The sequence below is a fragment of the Vibrio sp. S234-5 genome (assembly GCF_000960595.1).
Taxonomy (GTDB): Bacteria; Pseudomonadota; Gammaproteobacteria; order Enterobacterales; family Vibrionaceae; genus Vibrio.
In genome coordinates this window covers 1-18,030 of the sequence record NZ_JZAM01000072.1, presented here as the reverse complement: position 1 = coordinate 18,030, position 18,030 = coordinate 1, and the positions used below count along the sequence as shown (strand labels likewise).

Here is an 18,030-nt window from a genome sequence, read left to right as displayed (position 1 = left end):
CACCGTCCCTGTATCTGTTTTTCACATTAGTGTTAACTTAGTTAGCCAGCTTGGCCAAGTTATTCCAAACTCCAAAGCATAACGGGTGAAGAACACTCTTCACCCGTTTAGGCTAACCTTGAAAAGCGTGTTCTATGGCACACCGTGGCCTTTTGAGGCCACCCAAACGCGATACCATTGCTCGCGACTCAATTCCAACTTAAGCGCATTCACTGCACTCTGCACCCGTTCAATTTTACCTGAGCCAATGATAGGCAGTGGCTTGGAGGGCAAACGTCTCACCCAAGCATACACCACTTCATCGATGCTACCTGCTCCCAGCTCTTCTTTGATTGCATGCAGCTCGTTACGTACTCTTAATGCTTGCTCACTGTCACCGTGAAACAGAGCGCCACCGCCCAAACATGACCAAGCCATCGGCCGTATGCGGAGTGTTTGCATCTGATCAAGTGTGCCATCTTGTACCACGTCAAAATTGAGCGGATTAATTTCCACTTGGTTGGTCACTAAAGGTTTACTCAAACGCGACTGCAAAAGATCAAATTGACGTGGCGAAAAGTTTGATACGCCAAAATGTTTCACTTTGCCCACTTTGTGCAGTTCGTTAAACGCCTCAGCGACTTCATCGGCCTCCATCAAGGCGTCAGGACGATGAATAAGCAGGACATCCAGCTCATCCACACCTAATCTCTCTAGCGAATTATTCACCGATTGATAGATGTGCGCCGCGCTGGTGTCATAATGGTTGACTTTACGAAGTGGGTTTTTCTCACCACATAAGTTGATATCACACTTGCTCACAATTTGGATGTCGCGGCGTACGCTCTTATCTAACGCCAGCGCTTCGCCAAACAGGCGTTCACACTCGTACTGACCATAAATGTCGGCGTGATCAACCGTCGTCACGCCCATTTCAATATGCTGCTTGAGGAACGTTAAGCGCTGCTGAGGGGTCATGTTCCACTCGCCCAAACGCCAGTATCCTTGGATCAGCTCTGAAAACTCAGGCCCTTGAGGTGCAATCACTACTTTTGCCACCATGGTGTTCTCCTTTTCTTTAACTGCCGTCAATCCTAGACTTGTTTTGCCATTGGCTCAACGCGTAAACTGGATTTGTTCGAACTGGAGTACGAAGTAATGAGTTTTGCGCAGCGTTTAAACACCTTAATTGGCGAAGAGAGCATCAGCGGTTTTGCCCGCCGTGTTGGCCTTTCAGAAGCTTTGATCCGTAAGTATCTCAATGGTAGCGAGCCAAGCCTATCTAAAGCCAATCAAATTGCCGTTCGGGCAAACTGCTCCTTGGAATGGCTGGCCACAGGCTGTGGTTACTTGTACCGCCAAGCCGAGGTCGTGGACGCCCCCGCTTATCGCATGGCTTATCAACACGTGACGGGGCAAAAACTCAACGAACAAGAATGGCCAAACCAACAACAAATTATTGCTGGCTATCAGTACCTGCGTGCGCATAAGAAAGCAGATGGTTTTTTAGATAAAGAAGGTATGGCAGCATTCATTTCTCGTTCTTCTTTGGCGGAAAAAAACGAGTAATCACCAAGGTTATCCATTTACTATCATGGCCGATTTCGGCTAACACGCTGGGCTGTTGAAGGTGATACTGCGAAGCTGGGAGCCAACGTTGTGTTTGTGAATGCGTTCGGTATTTATTGAGGAAAATAACCAGATTTTTATCGACAAGGTTTCTGTTCTCTTGGGTCTTGGCTTTTGCTAACTGTACTTGCACATCGAATGAGTGACCCGACGCAGAAACCTCGGCAATCTGCATCAAATCCTTTCTTAGGTTCAACTGCAGTTGCAACCAAGCGATTAAGTCAAACTCTGTTTGCAACGTATAGACATGTTTCGAATCCATTAATTGCAACTCTCCAAAAAAAGGTCGCTGATAGTAGGTCAGTTCGTCAACGCAATACCTTTTTTCTACTTCGTTTTGTGAACAGTCAAAAAATGGCGATTCAACAATGGTAGTTTCACTGAACAAAGCTCTTTCCCCCATTAGAGTATGTGAGATAAACGCTGAATATTCAGTCTCTTGAGCCAACATTGGTGAAGAAACTAAAACACTAGCGAGCAAAATTAGCGAAAAGCAATATTTAGACATATTATGAAACACAGGTTCGCTCCTTATATTTATTTATATATCTATCACCTCCCCAAGACATGAGACGGGCAATAAACAAACAACAACGCATTCAAAAAAATATTAATTATGTGATAACAAACATTGATAACGTGATATTGATCCATAAAATGTGTCCTATCTTATAACTAAGGTAGGAAACCATGAAACTAAAATTGTCAGTTTTATCAATAGCATTATTTGGCTTATACGGTTGTGGCGGCTCAGATTCAAACTCAAGTGCGACAGATTCAGCAACACCACCAACACAAACATATGCATCACTGGTCAAAGCAACACCAATTTCCCAAAACGATTCCATATGTACTTCAGGTGGAATTAAAATAGACCTTGGTCTGGATAAAGATGATTCAAAAATACTTGAAAATGGCGAAGTATTGCAAAGCCACACTTACTGCAACAGTGGAGTGAAGGTCATAGATGGAGACCTAGTTGTAAACAATGACGCTCTTGTCTCTGTTCTATCCATTGCTAAAAATGACGTGCGATGCAATTTAGGTGGACAATTAGTTATTGCTGGTATTGATGCTGACAATAATAACAAACTAAGTGAGCAAGAAATTTCTGAAGAGCACATTTTATGTAGCGACGGCGAATATACCGCACCTGACATTTTAATCAATGCAATAGTTGCGTCTCCTGCCGTAATACTTCCTAGTGAAACGACAACAATTACAGCCACCATTAGTAACGTAAGTGATAATGATACTCTGACTTGGTACGACAGTGATGATAATATCATTAGCCCTGTATCAGTCAATCAGCCTCAAGTCATTGAACTTACCGCAGGTAATACATCTGGTGTAATGAGTGCAAAATTAGAAGTAAAAAGAGTCCATCAAGATGGCTCGATCACTTTGCATGCACAAAAAATAAACGTCACCATTGCTGAAGCGCCGAGTAAAACTCAATCCGTGGTGATGGACAATACTCAGGTACTACTCCCTGAAGGCTACTCGACTCAAAACATCACCGGTGATTTTAAAGGAGTGGTTATGTACGGAGAAGTTCCACGGCAAATTCAAAAATCAGGCATACCAACACCAGTAGGTACAGAACTGATTGGCTTTACCAGTGAAAGACCTTCTCTATCACAAGGCTCGACAACAGTAGATATCCTTAACAGAATAATGGGGTCATTGGATTCAACATTAGGCTATCGCAACGACGTCACTGAAATATCGAAAAAAACTTTGGTAAATGGCGACGTATCTGCTCGCTATAACATTTCCTTAAGTGAAACTAGACAAACTACGGCCTTACTCCAACTGATTCTACAAACTATCGGAACCAACAAAGTGGGTGGAGTTGTCGACCAGCTCGTTGCCGATGCCAATGAAAAAAATACCAACGCATTCCAGTTCGACATTGTGCTTTCGTTCGATGAACAAAAAGATAATGTAGTAATGACTAGTACTCTTATTGCTAAAGAACTCTTTAGTAAATACGAAACACTGATCGATACAACTACCTCTGAAAGTGTTCGTGCACCAGTAAATGCAACGATCAAAGTACAAAACGATACTATCACTGCCATTGAACAGACCGTATCAAAAGCAGACTTTCTCTTTGTGATCGATAATTCTGGAAGTATGGGAGATGAACAAGATGAGATCAGTACTCTAACACAAACGTTTCTAGATGAAATTTCTGCTTCAGGTCTCGATTATAAGGTGGGAACAATTACAACCGATAATGACTCTCTAAGAGGGAATGGATTTACTCACGAACCAGAGCAAATTGCCTTAGACTTTAAACCCGGAACGAACGGTAGCGGATACGAAAGAGGTATCTATTTTGCTGAAAAGGCTTTAGCTCCAACTACGGGAACTGTTGCCGTTGCGGGCTACCCTCGATCAGGAGCCTCTCTGTCAGTTATTATTATAAGTGATGAAGAAAGTCAATATCCGACAAGAGATTTTGACGTTAATAACAACCTGTTTGTAGATAATGGCTATCGAGTGTATTCCATAGTTGATCCAAGTGATGCTCGTGTTAGTCAATATGATGACTTATCTCAAACAAGCCTTGGTTTGGTTCTCAATATCAATGAGAAAACCGAGTACAAACAGTTTATGACCGATATTGCGAACAATGCTGGAGCGTCGACTGTGGGGTATAAACTCGGGATAAATGACGCAAGTAAAGTCATTTCCACGTCCCTTTCGGTTAAAGTCGATGGTGTAGAAGTAACACGAGACAAAGTAAACGGTTGGACTTATTACCCTCAAACAAACAGTATTAGCTTCCGCGGAACGGCTATCCCAGCGGCAGGAGCTGAGATAGTTATTGCCTACAACTACGTCGAGCTTGAGAAGTAAAGCATCAACTAAATCCATAAAACGGAAAGGCGCACTAGCGTGCGCCTTAACCTCGTACTCAATCGTGAGTCTGCGAATCGGGATGTCTATAGCTGCATCCCAAACAATATACGAGGCACTACAGTAGGGTTTTGAATCCATCCAAATTGTGTGTAAAACTTCACATCCCTCCTTCTTAGAGCAGCATGTTGCTTTACGATTTAAGTGTGGCTCATAAAGGCAACTTTGCAAGGAATCTGAGAGAAAAATTCTATCTTTTTTATTCGTTACAGAACCTTAAACATATAAATATTTGTAGTGCCTATTAATTTTGCAAATCTAATTTGCATCTTTGTTGATTAAGGCGCATAGCCGGCCCCGTTTATAATCGGCATCCCTATCATACAAGGCGGAGAATGGTAATGACCAAACGTGAGAGAATTGTGCAATCTGTGTTAGTGCGAGTCCCTAAAGATGCCATTAACCAGTTTCTCTCTCGAGGTTCTACACCGATTTCTGTGCTTTTTCTTTCAGCGTTGGTCGGCATTGTTGCTGGTTTAGTCGGCACCTACTTTGAGATTGCGGTGCACTTCGTCTCCGAAACTCGCACCGAGTGGCTGCGCGACGAAATTGGCCACGTACTGCCACTGTGGTTAGCTGCGATTCTGATCAGTGCCGCACTCGCCTTTGTCGGGTATTTTCTCGTCCACCGTTTCGCCCCGGAAGCCGCTGGCTCCGGCATCCCAGAAATCGAAGGGGCAATGGATAACATTCGTCCGGTGCGCTGGTGGCGTGTTTTGCCCGTGAAGTTTTTTGGCGGGATGGGCGCGCTGGGTTCTGGCATGGTGCTTGGTCGCGAAGGTCCGACAGTGCAAATGGGTGGCGCGGTTGGCCGTATGGTCACCGATATTTTCCGCGTCAAAGATGACGATACTCGTCACTCACTGCTCGCTTCTGGCGCCGCGGGCGGTTTAGCGGCGGCATTCAATGCCCCTCTCGCGGGAATCATGTTTGTCGTGGAAGAGATGCGTCCGCAATTTCGTTACTCATTGATCTCCATTCGCGCTGTGATTATCTCCGCCGTGATGGCCAATATTGTTTTTCGCACCATCAATGGACAAAGCGCGGTCATCACCATGCCGCAATATCAGCCGCCGGAGCTGCAGGCACTGTGGTTATTTCTTCTGCTCGGCGGGTTATTTGGTGTGTTTGGCGTGCTGTTCAACAAACTGGTTACCGTCGCACAGGATACGTTTGTCGCCATTCATAAGAACGATCGTAAACGCTATCTGCTCACTGGTACCTGCCTTGGCGGGATCTTTGGTCTATTGCTGCTCTACATTCCGGAGTTGACTGGTGGCGGCATTCATCTGATCCCTGAGATCACCACTGGTAACTACAGCGTCTCTGTCTTGGTGTGGCTGTTTGTCGGGCGTATTGCCACTACCTTGATCTGCTTCGGCTCTGGCGCACCTGGTGGTATTTTTGCGCCGATGCTCGCACTTGGCACCTTGTTTGGTTACGCCTTCGGTGCGACGGCGAAACTGCTACTACCAGAGCTGCCGATTGAACCAGGCATGTTCGCCATTGCGGGCATGGGCGCGCTGTTTGCCGCAACCGTGCGTGCTCCCATCACCGGCATTTTGCTGGTGATCGAGATGACCAACAACTACTACCTGATTCTGCCGCTGATTATCACCAGCCTTGGCGCCGTGATCTGCGCGCAGGCGTGTGGCGGTAAACCGATTTACAGCCAACTTTTGCATCGTACGATCAAAAACGAAAAGCTTCGCCAGCAAGATCTGCCCGAACAACCGACGGCGTAACGCCTCACAGCCTCAGCCGGGAGTCACACCTCCCGGCATTTTTGTGCTATTTGTTAAATTTTTCGCGCAACTTCTCATTAAAGTTGTTAAGATTCCTGCGCTTTCTGGTAGGAGTCGAAACGAACATCAGCTTGTCTGTTATAACCCTGTACAGACGTGCAACGACATTAACAATTTGGTGTGTCATCACCAACTTCGCCATCAACACACTCCAGACGGCACGTTTTCCTCAAAATTAAACGAGATAAATGGAGTTATCGTTGAACTGGAAAAGACTTGTTCAAGTGCAAAGCGTTCCCCCGTCACAAGCGGCCCTTGCACTAGGCATGATTGGTTTAGGACAGGCTTGGGCCTTGTATCTCCCGCAGATTGGCGTGCCGATTCGCCCATTTTTAGCCACTCTCGGCGCACTGCTGCTTTTGCCTGTTTTAGCTCGTTATGCCACCAGCGCAAGAACGTTTATCAACGATATCCGCCATCCGCTGAGTGGCAGTTTGATGGCGCCGATGAGCATGGCGCTTTTGATATTGTGTGACTATCTAGCGGTGGTTTCGCCAGCGGTTGCTTATCCTTTGTGGTTTATGGCCATTTTGCTGCATTTCACCATGATGGTGCTGTTTTTCAGCTTCCAGATCATGAACTTTAAAATGTCCAATATCGTGCCGAGTTGGTTTTTGTATCCGGTGGGGCTCATTAGTGGTTCGCTGGCGGGATCGCAATTTGGCCACAACGTGTTTTCCGAAACCTTGGCGCTGGTTTGCATCGGCATCTATTTCTTCTTGCTGCCTTTGGTGCTCTATCGCTTGGTGTTTTTTGGTTCTTTGCCCAAAAGAGCAAGGCCTACGCTCGCCATCATGGCGGCTCCGGTGAACTTGTCACTGGCCGCTTATTTGGTCAATTTCAAACAGCCCGATCCCATTTTAACCGGCGCTCTGGCAGGCATCGCTATCACCATGACCTTGCTGATTTATCTCTGTTACATTCGTCTGCTGCGTCTCAAATTCCAGCCATCTATTGCCGCCGTCACCTTCCCTTCGGTGATCAGTGCAATTGCCATGCATCGACTGACACAATTTTTTGCCGAATCACACCCTCATTGGCACTGGTTGCACAATTTCGGCTTTTTTGAATTGAGCATCGCGACTTTGCTGGTTGTTTGGGTCTCGGTGGGTTACTTCAAAATGTACTGGCCAGAGATCGCGGCAACGAATGCCCAATAATAAGGATAATAAAAAAGCGCCAACCTAGGTTGACGCTTTTTTATCTGTGGCTCTCGTTATCTCAAGCCATGTAAGAATTCTGCACGAGTTGCGGGGTTGCTTTTGAAAATCCCACCCAATGCCGTGGTGGTGGTTTCACTGGTGGCGTCCATCACACCACGTGATTTTACGCAGTAGTGAGTGGCATCAATCGTCACCGCCACATCATCAGATTCCAGCAAGGTTTGCAACGCGACTAAAATCTGCTGTGTCATGCGCTCTTGTACCTGTGGACGCTGAGCAAAAAAACGAACAATGCGGTTAATTTTTGATAAACCGATGATTTTGCCACGCGGGATATAAGCCACTGCCGCTTTACCATCAATCGTCACCAAATGATGTTCGCATGTGCTGGTGAGGGTAATGTCTTTGACACGTACCATCTCACTAACATTCATTTTGTTTTCAATCACGGTGATTTTGGGGAAGTTCTGATAATCCAGCCCGGAGAACACTTCATCAACGTACATTTTGGCGATGCGGCGAGGCGTTTCTTCTAAACTGTCATCGGTCAGATCCAGTTCAAGCAGAGCCAGGATCTCTCGCATATGATGCTCGATCTTCTCTTTCTTCTCTTCACGACTGAATTGGTTTGGCACCATGGGTGTCTCTAAACCACGTTTTTCTAGCGCATCTTTGACTAATTTAGCGGATTCGCTCAGACCTGACATTGTACTTCCTCTTACTGCTACAGCATCAACCAACCGAAGATTACCCCTTTTGGATGGCTGACAAGGATACTCGTATTTTTGAATAATTACATCCATATTTTACCGAGGGACATTCTTCCCTCCCTTTGTTCTGTGCTACAGTGCGCTAATATCTTAATTCAACAGGAATTCACTATGGGCTGTTGTGATGCACCAGGCTTAATGCCTATTGAAGATGCGCTGGAAAAAATGCTTTCCGGTATTAAACCAATTCAAACAACGTTGAAACTTCCTCTCGCTGAAGCGCTGGGTTTTGTGCTCGCCGAAGACGTTCTTTCCCCCATTCATGTTCCACCGTTTGCCAATTCCGCCATGGATGGCTACGCGATTCGTCTCGCCGATCTTAAACCAAACAAGCCGCTTCCTCTTGCGGGTAAGTCCTTTGCTGGTCAACCATTTGAAGGTGAATGGCAGGAGAATAGCTGTATTCGCATCATGACTGGCGCGAAGATCCCTGAAGGCTGCGACGCGGTGATCATGCAAGAAAACACCCAAGTGAGTGAGACGGGTATTGTTATTCAGCAGTGTCAGATTAAACCCAACGAGAACATCCGCCCTATCGGTGATGACATCCGTTGTGGCGATCTCGTGCTCGCGAAAGGCACTCGACTCACCCCGCGTGATATTCCGATGATCGCTTCGCTTGGCATCAGCCATGTCACTGTGGTGCGCAAACCGAAAGTGGCGTTTTTCTCTACCGGAGATGAGCTGAAATCATTAGGTGAACCCTTGTTGGAAGGCGAGATTTACGACAGCAATCGCTACGGCATTAAACCGCTGATTGAGAATTTCGGTTGCGAAGCCATCGATCTTGGCATTATTCCCGATTGCCCCGAAACCCTGAGAAAAACCTTTGACACGGCGCAATCTTTGGCTGATGTCGTGGTGACATCAGGTGGGGTGAGCGTCGGTGAAGCGGACTATACCAAAGATATTTTGCAAGAGTTGGGCGAGATCGGTTTTTGGAAGCTGGCGATTAAGCCGGGCAAACCGTTCGCTTTTGGCAAACTGCGCACCGCTTGGTTTTGCGGCCTGCCCGGCAATCCGGTGTCTGCCATCGTCACCTTGTACGTGCTGGTGCAGCCAATGCTCGCCAAGCTGGCTGGCCACTCACTATGGAAAGCGCCAGAATCCATTCACGCCATCACTCAAAGCGCCTTCAAAAAGTCACCGGGTCGAACCGACTATCAACGTGGCGTCTATCGCATCGAAAACGGCCAATTTGTGGTAGAAAGTACCGGAAATCAAAGTTCAGGTGCGTTTCGTTCTATGAGCTTGGCCAACTGTTTTGTCGTCTTAGAACGTGAGCGTGGCCGCGTCGAAGCGGGAGAGACCGTCACCATTCAACCGTTTAATTCGACAATGTACTAGGAGGACGCAGTGGAGATCTTATCCGACCAAGAAATGCTGCGTTATAACCGTCAAATTGTCTTGCGCCAGTTTGATTTTGCAGGGCAAGAAGCACTCAAGCAGAGCTCAGTGCTGATACTAGGTGCGGGTGGTTTAGGTTGTGCGTCCAGTCAATATCTCGCCACCGCTGGCGTTGGAAAGCTCACCTTGATCGACGATGACGTGGTAGAGCTGTCTAACCTACAGCGGCAAGTATTGCATCATGATATCGATATAGGCCGCAAGAAAGTCGAATCGGCAGCTCAATCGTTGCGTGAACTCAATCCATATCTTAACGTATCAACCATAGATAGTCGTTTAGACGACAAGGCGTTGGCCGAACTTATCGCCCAACACGATCTGGTGCTTGATGCCAGCGACAATGTCGAGACGCGCAATCAGCTCAATCGTCTGTGCTTTGTGGCAAAAACGCCGTTGGTTTCCGGTGCGGCAATCCGTATGGAAGGACAAATCAGCGTGTTCTTGTATCAAGATGCCAAACAACCTTGCTACCAGTGTTTGAGTGCACTGTTTGGCAGTAGCGCCTTAAGCTGTGTCGAAGCGGGTGTGATGGCACCCGTGGTAGGAATTATTGGTGCGATGCAAGCCTTGGAAGCGGTCAAAGTGCTGGCGAATTTCGGTCAGCCCATGGTGGGCAAGGTATTGATTTTTGATGCGATGACGCTCTCTTGGCAAGAAATGAAACTGACGAAACTAGCCAATTGCCCTGTCTGCCAAGGCCAGTAAAATCATCTTGGGCAACTCTCTTACTTAATCGTCTGTTGGCAATGGACTGAGATAAACAATAAGGAACGCTTGCTATGACCCCTCTGATTACCGCGCAGCAACTGCACAATATCAAACATCAAGATAACGTGATCATTCTTGATGCCAGCATTGATTTCACCATTCCCAATGCCGAACAGAAAATTTTGCACAAAGTGATTCCCACAGCGAGACGTTTTGACTATGACCACGAGTTTTGCGATGCCAGCAGCTCATTGCCACATATGATGCCTAACGAGAGTACATTCAACCAAAAAGCGCAGCAGCTAGGCCTGAACCAAGATAGCCATATCGTGGTGTATGACAATACAGGTACCTACGCATCGCCACGCGCTTGGTGGATGCTCAAAGCGATGGGACATCACAATGTGCAGATTTTAAATGGTGGCCTGCGCGCCTGGGTTGAAGCGGGTTATCCGACACAGTCTGATTTTGGAGCGATATCACAGAAAGGAAACTTTCACGGCACACTCGATCAAGCCTACTTTCTCAATGCCGATAACGTATTGATTCATAGTAATGCGCGCAGTGCCAACATTGTTGATGCCCGTTCAAAAGAGCGCTTTCATGCCCAAGTAGCTGAACCTCGTGAAGGCATCCGTAGCGGCCATATCCCAGGTTCGGTTTGCTTGCCATTTTATCATCTGATGGAACGTGGTTTTATTAAACCTTTGTCTGGGTTGCAAGCTGCGTTCGAACCATTACCATTAGTGAGTGATAAGCCCATCATTTTCAGTTGTGGTTCCGGTGTCACTGCCTGTATTTTGTTGCTGGGCGCCTACCTACTGAATCACCATAATCTTTCAGTCTATGACGGTTCATGGACTGAATGGGGTAGTAACTCTGCACTTCCGATTGAAGTCTAGGGGTTTGCCTAACGACTAGAAGGCTAAAAATGGCAGGATTTAAACGAAATATCTGGATGGTGTATTGGGTGGTCGTCACGCTGACCTTCATCCTTTTTGCCCTTTTTAGCCGCTCTCTCTATCAATCAAATATACAAAAGTATCAGGATAAGCAACTGCTCCAGTTGGAACTGTTTTCCTCCTCGGTAGACTCTTTGCTGAAAAGTCAGGAGTCGCTACTAGAAGTGGTCGGTCGCCAACTGATTTTGAAAAACGATTTTACCCTCACCGCAGCGATGCAGATTCGGCCCATCTTGGATGATTTGATGAACATCCATTCCGCAATAGGCGGATTCGGTCTGACCGATGCCGAAGGTAACTTCCTCGCGGTAAGTTCTAATATTCACCTTTCGGACATGACCAACTTAAAACTCAATCCGGTCACCCGCGAAAGCTTTTTACAAACGTTAAATTCCAACCGAATGGTGCTCGGCCGAACCTACTTCATGCCTGCGTTACAAACGCTGGTTATTCCTATCCGTAAAGCGATTCGTGATCGCAAAGGGGATGTGATTGCGGTTATGACCGCAGGGCTGAAAGTGGACTCAACACTGGTCTTTCGTCACGACATCCACGACAACCCATTCAACCGCGTTAGTCTGATCCGCGAAGATCTCTACCGCACCTTTATTTCAGCCGAAGATATGGGTATTGATCCCTATTCGACTCCTGTTGAAGATGTTCGCTACCGGCAAGCGATCACAGCCGCAGCGGCCAATATCTCTCTTACAGAGGCCGAATTAAAAAGGCAACAGAAACCCGTCACTTTTATCACCAACAGCCTTAACCACTCCGAAATAATGACAGTGAAATACTTGGCGGATTATCAACTCTGGGCGGTGTCTACCACCGACATGCGTTTCCTCAATCAAACGTTTCACCAACAGTTTGGCCTCTATCTGCTGATTTTCTTCGCCGTTCAATTGGCCTTTTATGGATTAGTTCGATCGATCGCTGAAAATGAGAAAGAGACATTAGAACGGCTCAACTACCAAGCGACACACGATGCCCTGACAGACCTGCCTAATCGACTTTATTTGCGCAACACCATTCCTCTTTGGACCAAGAACAAAACGGCCCCTTTCGCGCTCTTATTCATCGATATCGACAACTTCAAGAGTGTCAACGACACTCACGGGCATGACTTTGGCGACCAAGTCTTGAAGCAGATTGCTCAACGGCTCAGCAGTTTTCTTACCCCTGAACGTTTGATCGTCCGTGAAGCCAGTGACGAGTTCATCATGTTAGTCAGAGAGACCGATCCAAGTTTGTTGCGCATTCTTGCCAAAGAGATGATCGCCAGCATGTCACAAACCTACTTAGTCAATGACGTGCATTTTTTACTCAGTTGTAGCATCGGCATCGCGGTTTACCCAACTCATGGGGCAGATCTTGATGCACTGCTGCGCGCAGCAGACATCTCAATGTACCAAGCCAAGCAAGATCGCAACTCCTTTCGCCTGTTTACCACCGAGATGCAGGCTGATCACTTGTACAAAATGCGGGTGGAGCAGCGCCTACGTTTGGCGATTGAGAACAAAAGTCTCTCGATGGTTTATCAACCCCAGGTGGATGTGCATGGTCATTTTCATGGTGTGGAAGCCTTGGTGCGTTGGCAAGATGATGAGTTAGGATTCATTCCACCAGACGTTTTTATCCCGATCGCCGAAAGCTCCGGCTTAATGGTCACATTAGGCAAATTTATTATTGAGCGCAGCGTTAATGAGATGGCTATTTACGTTAAGCCTCAGCGGCGTAAGCTCAACCTTTCGATCAATATTTCAGTTAAACAGTTCATGCAGAAAGACTTCTCCTATCACCTGCTAAAAGTGATCGAAGAAGCTAATTTTGATCGAGAGTCCATCACCCTTGAGATCACCGAAAATCTGTTTATCGAAGATCTGCAGCAGTTCAAACCAATCTGCCAAGAAATCCACCAATTAGGCCTGAAGATTTCACTGGATGACTTTGGTACAGGCTACTCTTCACTGAGTATGCTCAAAGCACTGCCGATTGATGAACTGAAAATAGATAAGAGTTTTGTCGATCACATCGAACATGACGCAAAATCCTACAATATGGTGAGAAACATCATCGCAATCGGTAAAAACTTCGGTATGGCGGTGCTGGCAGAAGGGGTAGAGACGCAGGCACAGGCTGACCTGCTGGCAAAATGTCATTGCGATCTCTTACAAGGCTACTACTACTCAAAACCTCTGGATATCAAAGCCCTGACTGAATATCTCGATAAAAATACCCCGCACTAGGCGGGGTAGTCTAAGATGCGATACGCTATTTTTGTTGCATTTCGGAGTACATCGCATCGACCAACTTACCACTTGGATCGCCCGAAAGTTCCCAAGTAAAAATACCCGCTAAGTTGGCTTGTTTCGCCCATTGCGCTTTCGCTTTGATGGAGCGTTGGTCCTCAAAAGAGATAAACACTTTTTCCTCAGGATTCCACAGATACGGCGCTTGAGATTGCTCATCGTAGTTATATTGGTAACCCTGTTTTTCACCGTAGTTTTTCACCAGATCCCAGAACATAAAGTAGCCATTTTCTCCGGTGCCGAATTGAGCCCCTTGTTCAGAAAGTAAGTCTGCTTTTGGCGCTTGACCATCGTAATTCTTAGTTCCTTGCCATCCACGGCCATAAAACGCAGCGCCAATCACCAGTTTCTCACTCGGGATCCCCTGCTCTATCATTTGATTGATGAACACATCAGCACCCATACCCCACCAACTGCGTTCTGTGGCATGCAAGTTGGTGGTATGTCCGGTCTGCTGGCCCCAACCACCGAGGAAATCGTAGGTCATGGCAAACATGTTGGTCAGGTAAGGTGAGGCTGATTTCCAGTCGATTTGCGCGGCTTTTGCGCCGACACCCACTGCGGTAGACAACTCGTATTGACGCTGAGTTTGCTTTTCCAAGTTATCTAAATCGGCGCGTAGCGTTTTCACTAAGTCAGTGAAGGCAGCTCGTTCAACGGCTTTCTGCTCGTCGCTCAACTTAGTTGCGGGGTCCCACGGTGACGTGGTCAAACCGCCACCGCCCGGATACTCCCAATCAAGATCAATTCCATCAAAGAAATTATATTGATGAATAAGCTCAACGGCGGTTTTCGAGAACTGCGCCATCGCTTTGGGATCTTTGGCCATCGCATGGAACGGCTCAGACATGGTCCATCCACCAAAAGAAGGCAAAATTTTGAGTTGTGGATGTTGCTGCTTCAATTGAGCAAGCTGCGCAAAATGGCCCTTATAAGGCACTTTAACTGACACTTTGCCAAAATCTTTCTCCAGTGCCGCTTCCGTATCCACCACAATGGCACTGAAAGGCGCTTTGCCTTCGCACTGCTTGGCAACCAGCTTTTGCACGGTTTCAGAGGCCCCTGTATGCGGTCCACACATACTTAAGAAGGCATAAATAACGTGGGTCAGCTTTTCAGCGGGGATATCTTGCACTGTGTAAGGGTTCGATGGATTGGCGTACTGCCAATCGGCAAAGTAACCCGCCACCACTTTGTCGCCCGCGAAAGACGCGGCGCTAAAACAGGTTAAGAGTGCAACAGAGATAAGCGTTTTTTTCATAATTCCCTCCAGAGTTAACCTCACTAAGCTACTCTCAGGAACTGTTTTCATCCTGACAATCTCATCAGGCTGCGAGTCATTTAAGAATTATCGCCGTTAGGTTGCACCCGTTGCACATTTTTTGTGCCAGAAACAAAGCTTCAACTCAAGCTTGCCGACCTTGCATCTGCTCATCTAAGTTCAGCACAGTGAGCGCGTTACTGACACCGGTGGCAATCACATCGATAGCGCCAGTACGCAATGCACCAAGCAGCGCTAATGGTTTACTGTTTTCAGCGGCGATGGCAATCACTTCAGAGATAGGACGAAACTCTTCAATCCCTAAGCCAATCACGCGGTCACTCATGACTGTATTGGCGACGTTGCCATGAATATCAAAGAAATCGTAGCCAGCGAAATCCCCCACCACACCTTGCTGCAAACGAGATTGCACCACTTCATCGGGCGTGAACCAACCCAAATCAACCATATAACTGTTTTCACTCATATCGCCAATACCGACTAAGGCAATGTCGGCTTTTCTCGCTAGATCAAGCGTCTGTTTTACTGTCGCATTTTGCATAAAAGCACGTTTCTGCTCACGGTTCTCTGCGTAGGCGGGAGCATATAAGGTTTCTGAGGTTCCGCCGTATTTTTTTGCCAGTTGACGGCAAATATGGTCTGCATTGAACATGCCGCCACGTGGGTGAATGCCGCCAATGCCACAGACAAACTTACAGTCTCTTGGTGTAATAACGCCAACATGATGGGCGACAGCCGACACATTTCGTCCTTGACCGACCGACACCACCATGCCATTTTTCAACGTGCTGGTCAGGTAATTCGACACTAAGCCAGCCACCTGCTGACGCTGTGCTTCCTCGCTGGGTTGATCCAACGCCACCAACGCACGCTTTACGCCAAAACGTTCGATCAAACGTTGCTCAATTTTGGCACTAAACACTGGGTGATATTTGACGGTAATTTCAACAATCCCCTCGTCTCGCGCTTGCTTGAGCATCCGCCCCACTTTTGCGCGCGACACTGAAAATTTCTTGGAGATCTCTTCCTGAGTTGCCCCATCTTGATAGTAGGCAACGGAAATTTCAGTCAATAAATCTGTATTTTCAATCGATATCTCTTGGTTTGAACCGCTCATCTACATTCCACCGTTATCAAGGAGCGCTATTATCGTCTTGTCTGAGCAAATGCTCATTGACTTAGCATATGTTATAGCCGAGTTTAGCTGCTACTTTTGCTCATGGAAATGACATTTTCTCAGTAACGAAAATGTTAATGCTTGTTCGATGCTAATCCACACCAGATAAGGGCAAACGTTTATTTACTTTTTCTCCGATTACCCACAAAGAAAAACGTTGATAGAGGTCACCTTCCCCCCCATTCAACCATTGACTTTCTAGGCTGATAGGATAAATATGGACACATCATTTACTCAGCCATCGAGCAAATGTTCAAAACAAATGTTCGGTCGCTAAATTTTTTCTGACCAGTAGAGAATGGCGCGTTCAATTCGCACTAAACTATTCGCTAGTCAGTTTACAAATGTATTCGCTCAGGTGTTCACACCGAGCGATAGCCCGTTATATAGGATGATCGATTATGAGCAACAAGTTAGAGCAACTTCGCAAGCTAACCACTGTGGTAGCAGACACTGGTGAAATTGATGCAATCAAGAAATACCAACCAGAAGATGCCACCACAAACCCTTCTCTGATTCTGAAAGCGGCTCAAATCGCTGAGTATGCACCTCTGATCGATGCTTCTATCGAGTACGCAAAAGCGCAAAGCGCTGACAAAGCGCAGCAGATCCAAGACACTTGCGACATGCTTGCAGTAAACATCGGTAAAGAAATCCTAAAATCAATCCCAGGTCGTATCTCTACAGAAGTGGACGCTCGTCTTTCTTACGATATGGAAGGCAGCGTAGCGAAAGCACGTCAACTGGTGAAAATGTACAACGATGCTGGCATCACAAACGACCGCATTCTGATCAAACTGGCTTCTACTTGGGAAGGTATCCGCGCAGCTGAAATCCTAGAGAAAGAAGGCATCAACTGTAACCTGACTCTTCTATTCTCTTTCGCTCAAGCGCGTGCTTGTGCAGAAGCGGGCGTATTCCTAATCTCTCCATTCGTTGGTCGTATCATGGACTGGTACAAGGCGAAAGAAGGCCGTGATTTCGAAGCATCAGAAGATCCAGGCGTATTGTCTGTCACTAGCATCTACAACTACTACAAAGAGTACGGCTACAAAACAGTCGTTATGGGCGCAAGCTTCCGTAACATCGGTGAGATCCTAGAGCTAGCGGGCTGTGATCGTCTAACTATCGCACCTTCTCTACTTGCAGAACTCGAAGCCGCTGAAGGTGAAGTGGTTGAGAAACTGGTTGACTCTAAAGGCGCAGCAGAGCGCCCTGCACCAATGACTCACGCGGAATTCCTATGGGAGCACAACCAAGACCCAATGGCGGTTGAGAAACTGGCAGAAGGTATCCGTAACTTCGCCGTTGACCAAGGCAAACTCGAAGCGATGATTGCAGCTAAACTGTAATCACACAGAATCAAACTAGGGGAACGCAAACGTTCCCCTACTTATTTCCTCTTTAGACTCAAATAATATTCGGTATTTATTATGGATAACGCTCCTCTATCAAGAAAGCATTTAGCTAATGCAATCCGCGCACTCAGCATGGACGGCGTACAAAAAGCAAACTCAGGCCACCCAGGGGCACCTATGGGCATGGCGGACATCGCTGAAGTTCTTTGGCGCGGCCACCTAAACCACAACCCATCAAACCCAGAGTGGGCGGACCGCGACCGTTTCGTACTGTCTAACGGCCACGGATCTATGCTGATTTACTCGCTACTGCACCTTAGCGGTTACGAGCTTTCTATCGATGATCTGAAGAACTTCCGTCAATTGCACTCTAAGACTCCAGGTCACCCAGAGTACGGCTACGCACCGGGTATCGAGACAACGACAGGCCCGCTAGGCCAAGGCATCACCAACGCTGTTGGTATGGCAATGGCTGAGAAAGCGCTCGCAGCGCAATTCAACAAAGAAGGCCACGACATCGTCGACCACTTCACTTACGTGTTCATGGGTGATG

14 protein-coding genes and 1 pseudogene are annotated in these 18,030 nt (G+C 47.0%); 10 read left to right on the top strand and 5 right to left on the bottom strand.

The window, feature by feature from the left end; all coding sequences use genetic code 11:
- Window positions 1-132: 132 nt before the first annotated feature.
- A complete protein-coding gene (locus tag UF06_RS02885) occupies window positions 133-1,041 on the bottom strand; it encodes an aldo/keto reductase family oxidoreductase (RefSeq protein WP_045569099.1) in 909 nt (302 codons plus the stop codon).
- Between the two features lie 96 nt (window positions 1,042-1,137).
- Here UF06_RS02885 and UF06_RS02880 point away from each other — a divergent pair, with 96 nt between their 5' ends.
- A complete protein-coding gene (locus UF06_RS02880; protein WP_045569098.1) occupies window positions 1,138-1,548 on the top strand; it encodes a helix-turn-helix transcriptional regulator in 411 nt (136 codons plus the stop codon).
- Here UF06_RS02880 and UF06_RS02875 read toward each other — a convergent pair.
- Complete coding sequence (locus UF06_RS02875; protein WP_242401976.1) at window positions 1,511-2,128, bottom strand: hypothetical protein; 618 nt, start codon at window positions 2,126-2,128, stop codon at window positions 1,511-1,513. The genes UF06_RS02880 and UF06_RS02875 overlap by 38 nt on opposite strands.
- 170 nt (window positions 2,129-2,298) lie before the next feature.
- On the opposite strand from UF06_RS02875, the gene UF06_RS02870 reads away from it, so the two are divergent.
- The 3 genes from UF06_RS02870 (at window position 2,299) to UF06_RS02860 (ending at window position 7,501) form a co-directional block, all read left to right on the top strand.
- Window positions 2,299-4,476 carry a vWA domain-containing protein gene (locus UF06_RS02870; protein WP_226972239.1) on the top strand — a complete coding sequence of 726 codons (2,178 nt, stop codon included), beginning with the start codon at window positions 2,299-2,301 and terminating at the stop codon, window positions 4,474-4,476.
- A 401-nt stretch (window positions 4,477-4,877) separates the two neighbouring features.
- Window positions 4,878-6,281: a H(+)/Cl(-) exchange transporter ClcA gene (gene clcA / locus UF06_RS02865; protein ID WP_045569096.1), complete on the top strand. Its 1,404-nt coding sequence runs from the start codon at window positions 4,878-4,880 to the stop codon at window positions 6,279-6,281.
- Between the two features lie 248 nt (window positions 6,282-6,529).
- Complete coding sequence (locus UF06_RS02860; protein WP_045569095.1) at window positions 6,530-7,501, top strand: TDT family transporter; 972 nt, start codon at window positions 6,530-6,532, stop codon at window positions 7,499-7,501.
- 56 nt (window positions 7,502-7,557) lie between these two features.
- On the opposite strand, the gene folE is transcribed toward UF06_RS02860, so the two are convergent.
- Complete coding sequence (folE, locus tag UF06_RS02855; RefSeq protein ID WP_039442949.1) at window positions 7,558-8,211, bottom strand: GTP cyclohydrolase I FolE; 654 nt, start codon at window positions 8,209-8,211, stop codon at window positions 7,558-7,560.
- 174 nt (window positions 8,212-8,385) lie between these two features.
- Here folE and moeA point away from each other — a divergent pair, with 174 nt between their 5' ends.
- From moeA to UF06_RS02835, 4 genes are all read left to right on the top strand, one after another.
- Window positions 8,386-9,621: a molybdopterin molybdotransferase MoeA gene (moeA, locus tag UF06_RS02850; RefSeq protein WP_045569094.1), complete on the top strand. Its 1,236-nt coding sequence runs from the start codon at window positions 8,386-8,388 to the stop codon at window positions 9,619-9,621.
- A gap of 9 nt (window positions 9,622-9,630) precedes the next feature.
- Window positions 9,631-10,386, top strand: coding sequence for a molybdopterin-synthase adenylyltransferase MoeB (gene moeB, locus UF06_RS02845; protein ID WP_045569093.1), 756 nt, complete (start codon window positions 9,631-9,633; stop codon window positions 10,384-10,386).
- A 74-nt stretch (window positions 10,387-10,460) separates the two neighbouring features.
- A complete protein-coding gene (locus UF06_RS02840) occupies window positions 10,461-11,291 on the top strand; it encodes a sulfurtransferase (protein WP_045569092.1) in 831 nt (276 codons plus the stop codon).
- Between the two features lie 29 nt (window positions 11,292-11,320).
- A complete protein-coding gene (locus UF06_RS02835; protein WP_045569091.1) occupies window positions 11,321-13,597 on the top strand; it encodes an EAL domain-containing protein in 2,277 nt (758 codons plus the stop codon).
- Between the two features lie 25 nt (window positions 13,598-13,622).
- Here UF06_RS02835 and UF06_RS02830 read toward each other — a convergent pair whose 3' ends face one another.
- Window positions 13,623-14,921 carry a glycoside hydrolase family 18 protein gene (locus UF06_RS02830; RefSeq protein WP_045569090.1) on the bottom strand — a complete coding sequence of 433 codons (1,299 nt, stop codon included), beginning with the start codon at window positions 14,919-14,921 and terminating at the stop codon, window positions 13,623-13,625.
- A gap of 145 nt (window positions 14,922-15,066) precedes the next feature.
- A complete protein-coding gene (locus UF06_RS02825; RefSeq protein ID WP_045569089.1) occupies window positions 15,067-16,059 on the bottom strand; it encodes a sugar-binding transcriptional regulator in 993 nt (330 codons plus the stop codon).
- Between the two features lie 461 nt (window positions 16,060-16,520).
- Here UF06_RS02825 and tal point away from each other — a divergent pair, with 461 nt between their 5' ends.
- On the top strand, window positions 16,521-17,471 hold the full coding sequence (tal, locus tag UF06_RS02820) for a transaldolase (RefSeq protein ID WP_045569088.1): 951 nt from the start codon (window positions 16,521-16,523) through the stop codon (window positions 17,469-17,471).
- An 81-nt stretch (window positions 17,472-17,552) separates the two neighbouring features.
- Window positions 17,553-18,030, top strand: a pseudogene (locus UF06_RS02815) (transketolase); the annotation flags it as partial.

Bases quoted from the DNA above. Each gene is read 5' to 3' on its own strand.
- UF06_RS02885 (WP_045569099.1), bottom strand. From the start codon at position 1,041: ATGGTGGCAAAAGTAGTGATTGCACCTCAAGGGCCTGAGTTTTCAGAG.
- UF06_RS02880 (WP_045569098.1), top strand. From the start codon at position 1,138: ATGAGTTTTGCGCAGCGTTTAAACACCTTAATTGGCGAAGAGAGCATC.
- UF06_RS02870 (WP_226972239.1), top strand. From the start codon at position 2,299: ATGAAACTAAAATTGTCAGTTTTATCAATAGCATTATTTGGCTTATAC.
- clcA (WP_045569096.1), top strand. From the start codon at position 4,878: ATGACCAAACGTGAGAGAATTGTGCAATCTGTGTTAGTGCGAGTCCCT.
- UF06_RS02860 (WP_045569095.1), top strand. From the start codon at position 6,530: ATGGAGTTATCGTTGAACTGGAAAAGACTTGTTCAAGTGCAAAGCGTT.
- folE (WP_039442949.1), bottom strand. From the start codon at position 8,211: ATGTCAGGTCTGAGCGAATCCGCTAAATTAGTCAAAGATGCGCTAGAA.
- moeA (WP_045569094.1), top strand. From the start codon at position 8,386: ATGGGCTGTTGTGATGCACCAGGCTTAATGCCTATTGAAGATGCGCTG.
- UF06_RS02840 (WP_045569092.1), top strand. From the start codon at position 10,461: ATGACCCCTCTGATTACCGCGCAGCAACTGCACAATATCAAACATCAA.
- UF06_RS02835 (WP_045569091.1), top strand. From the start codon at position 11,321: ATGGCAGGATTTAAACGAAATATCTGGATGGTGTATTGGGTGGTCGTC.
- UF06_RS02830 (WP_045569090.1), bottom strand. From the start codon at position 14,921: ATGAAAAAAACGCTTATCTCTGTTGCACTCTTAACCTGTTTTAGCGCC.
- UF06_RS02825 (WP_045569089.1), bottom strand. From the start codon at position 16,059: ATGAGCGGTTCAAACCAAGAGATATCGATTGAAAATACAGATTTATTG.
- tal (WP_045569088.1), top strand. From the start codon at position 16,521: ATGAGCAACAAGTTAGAGCAACTTCGCAAGCTAACCACTGTGGTAGCA.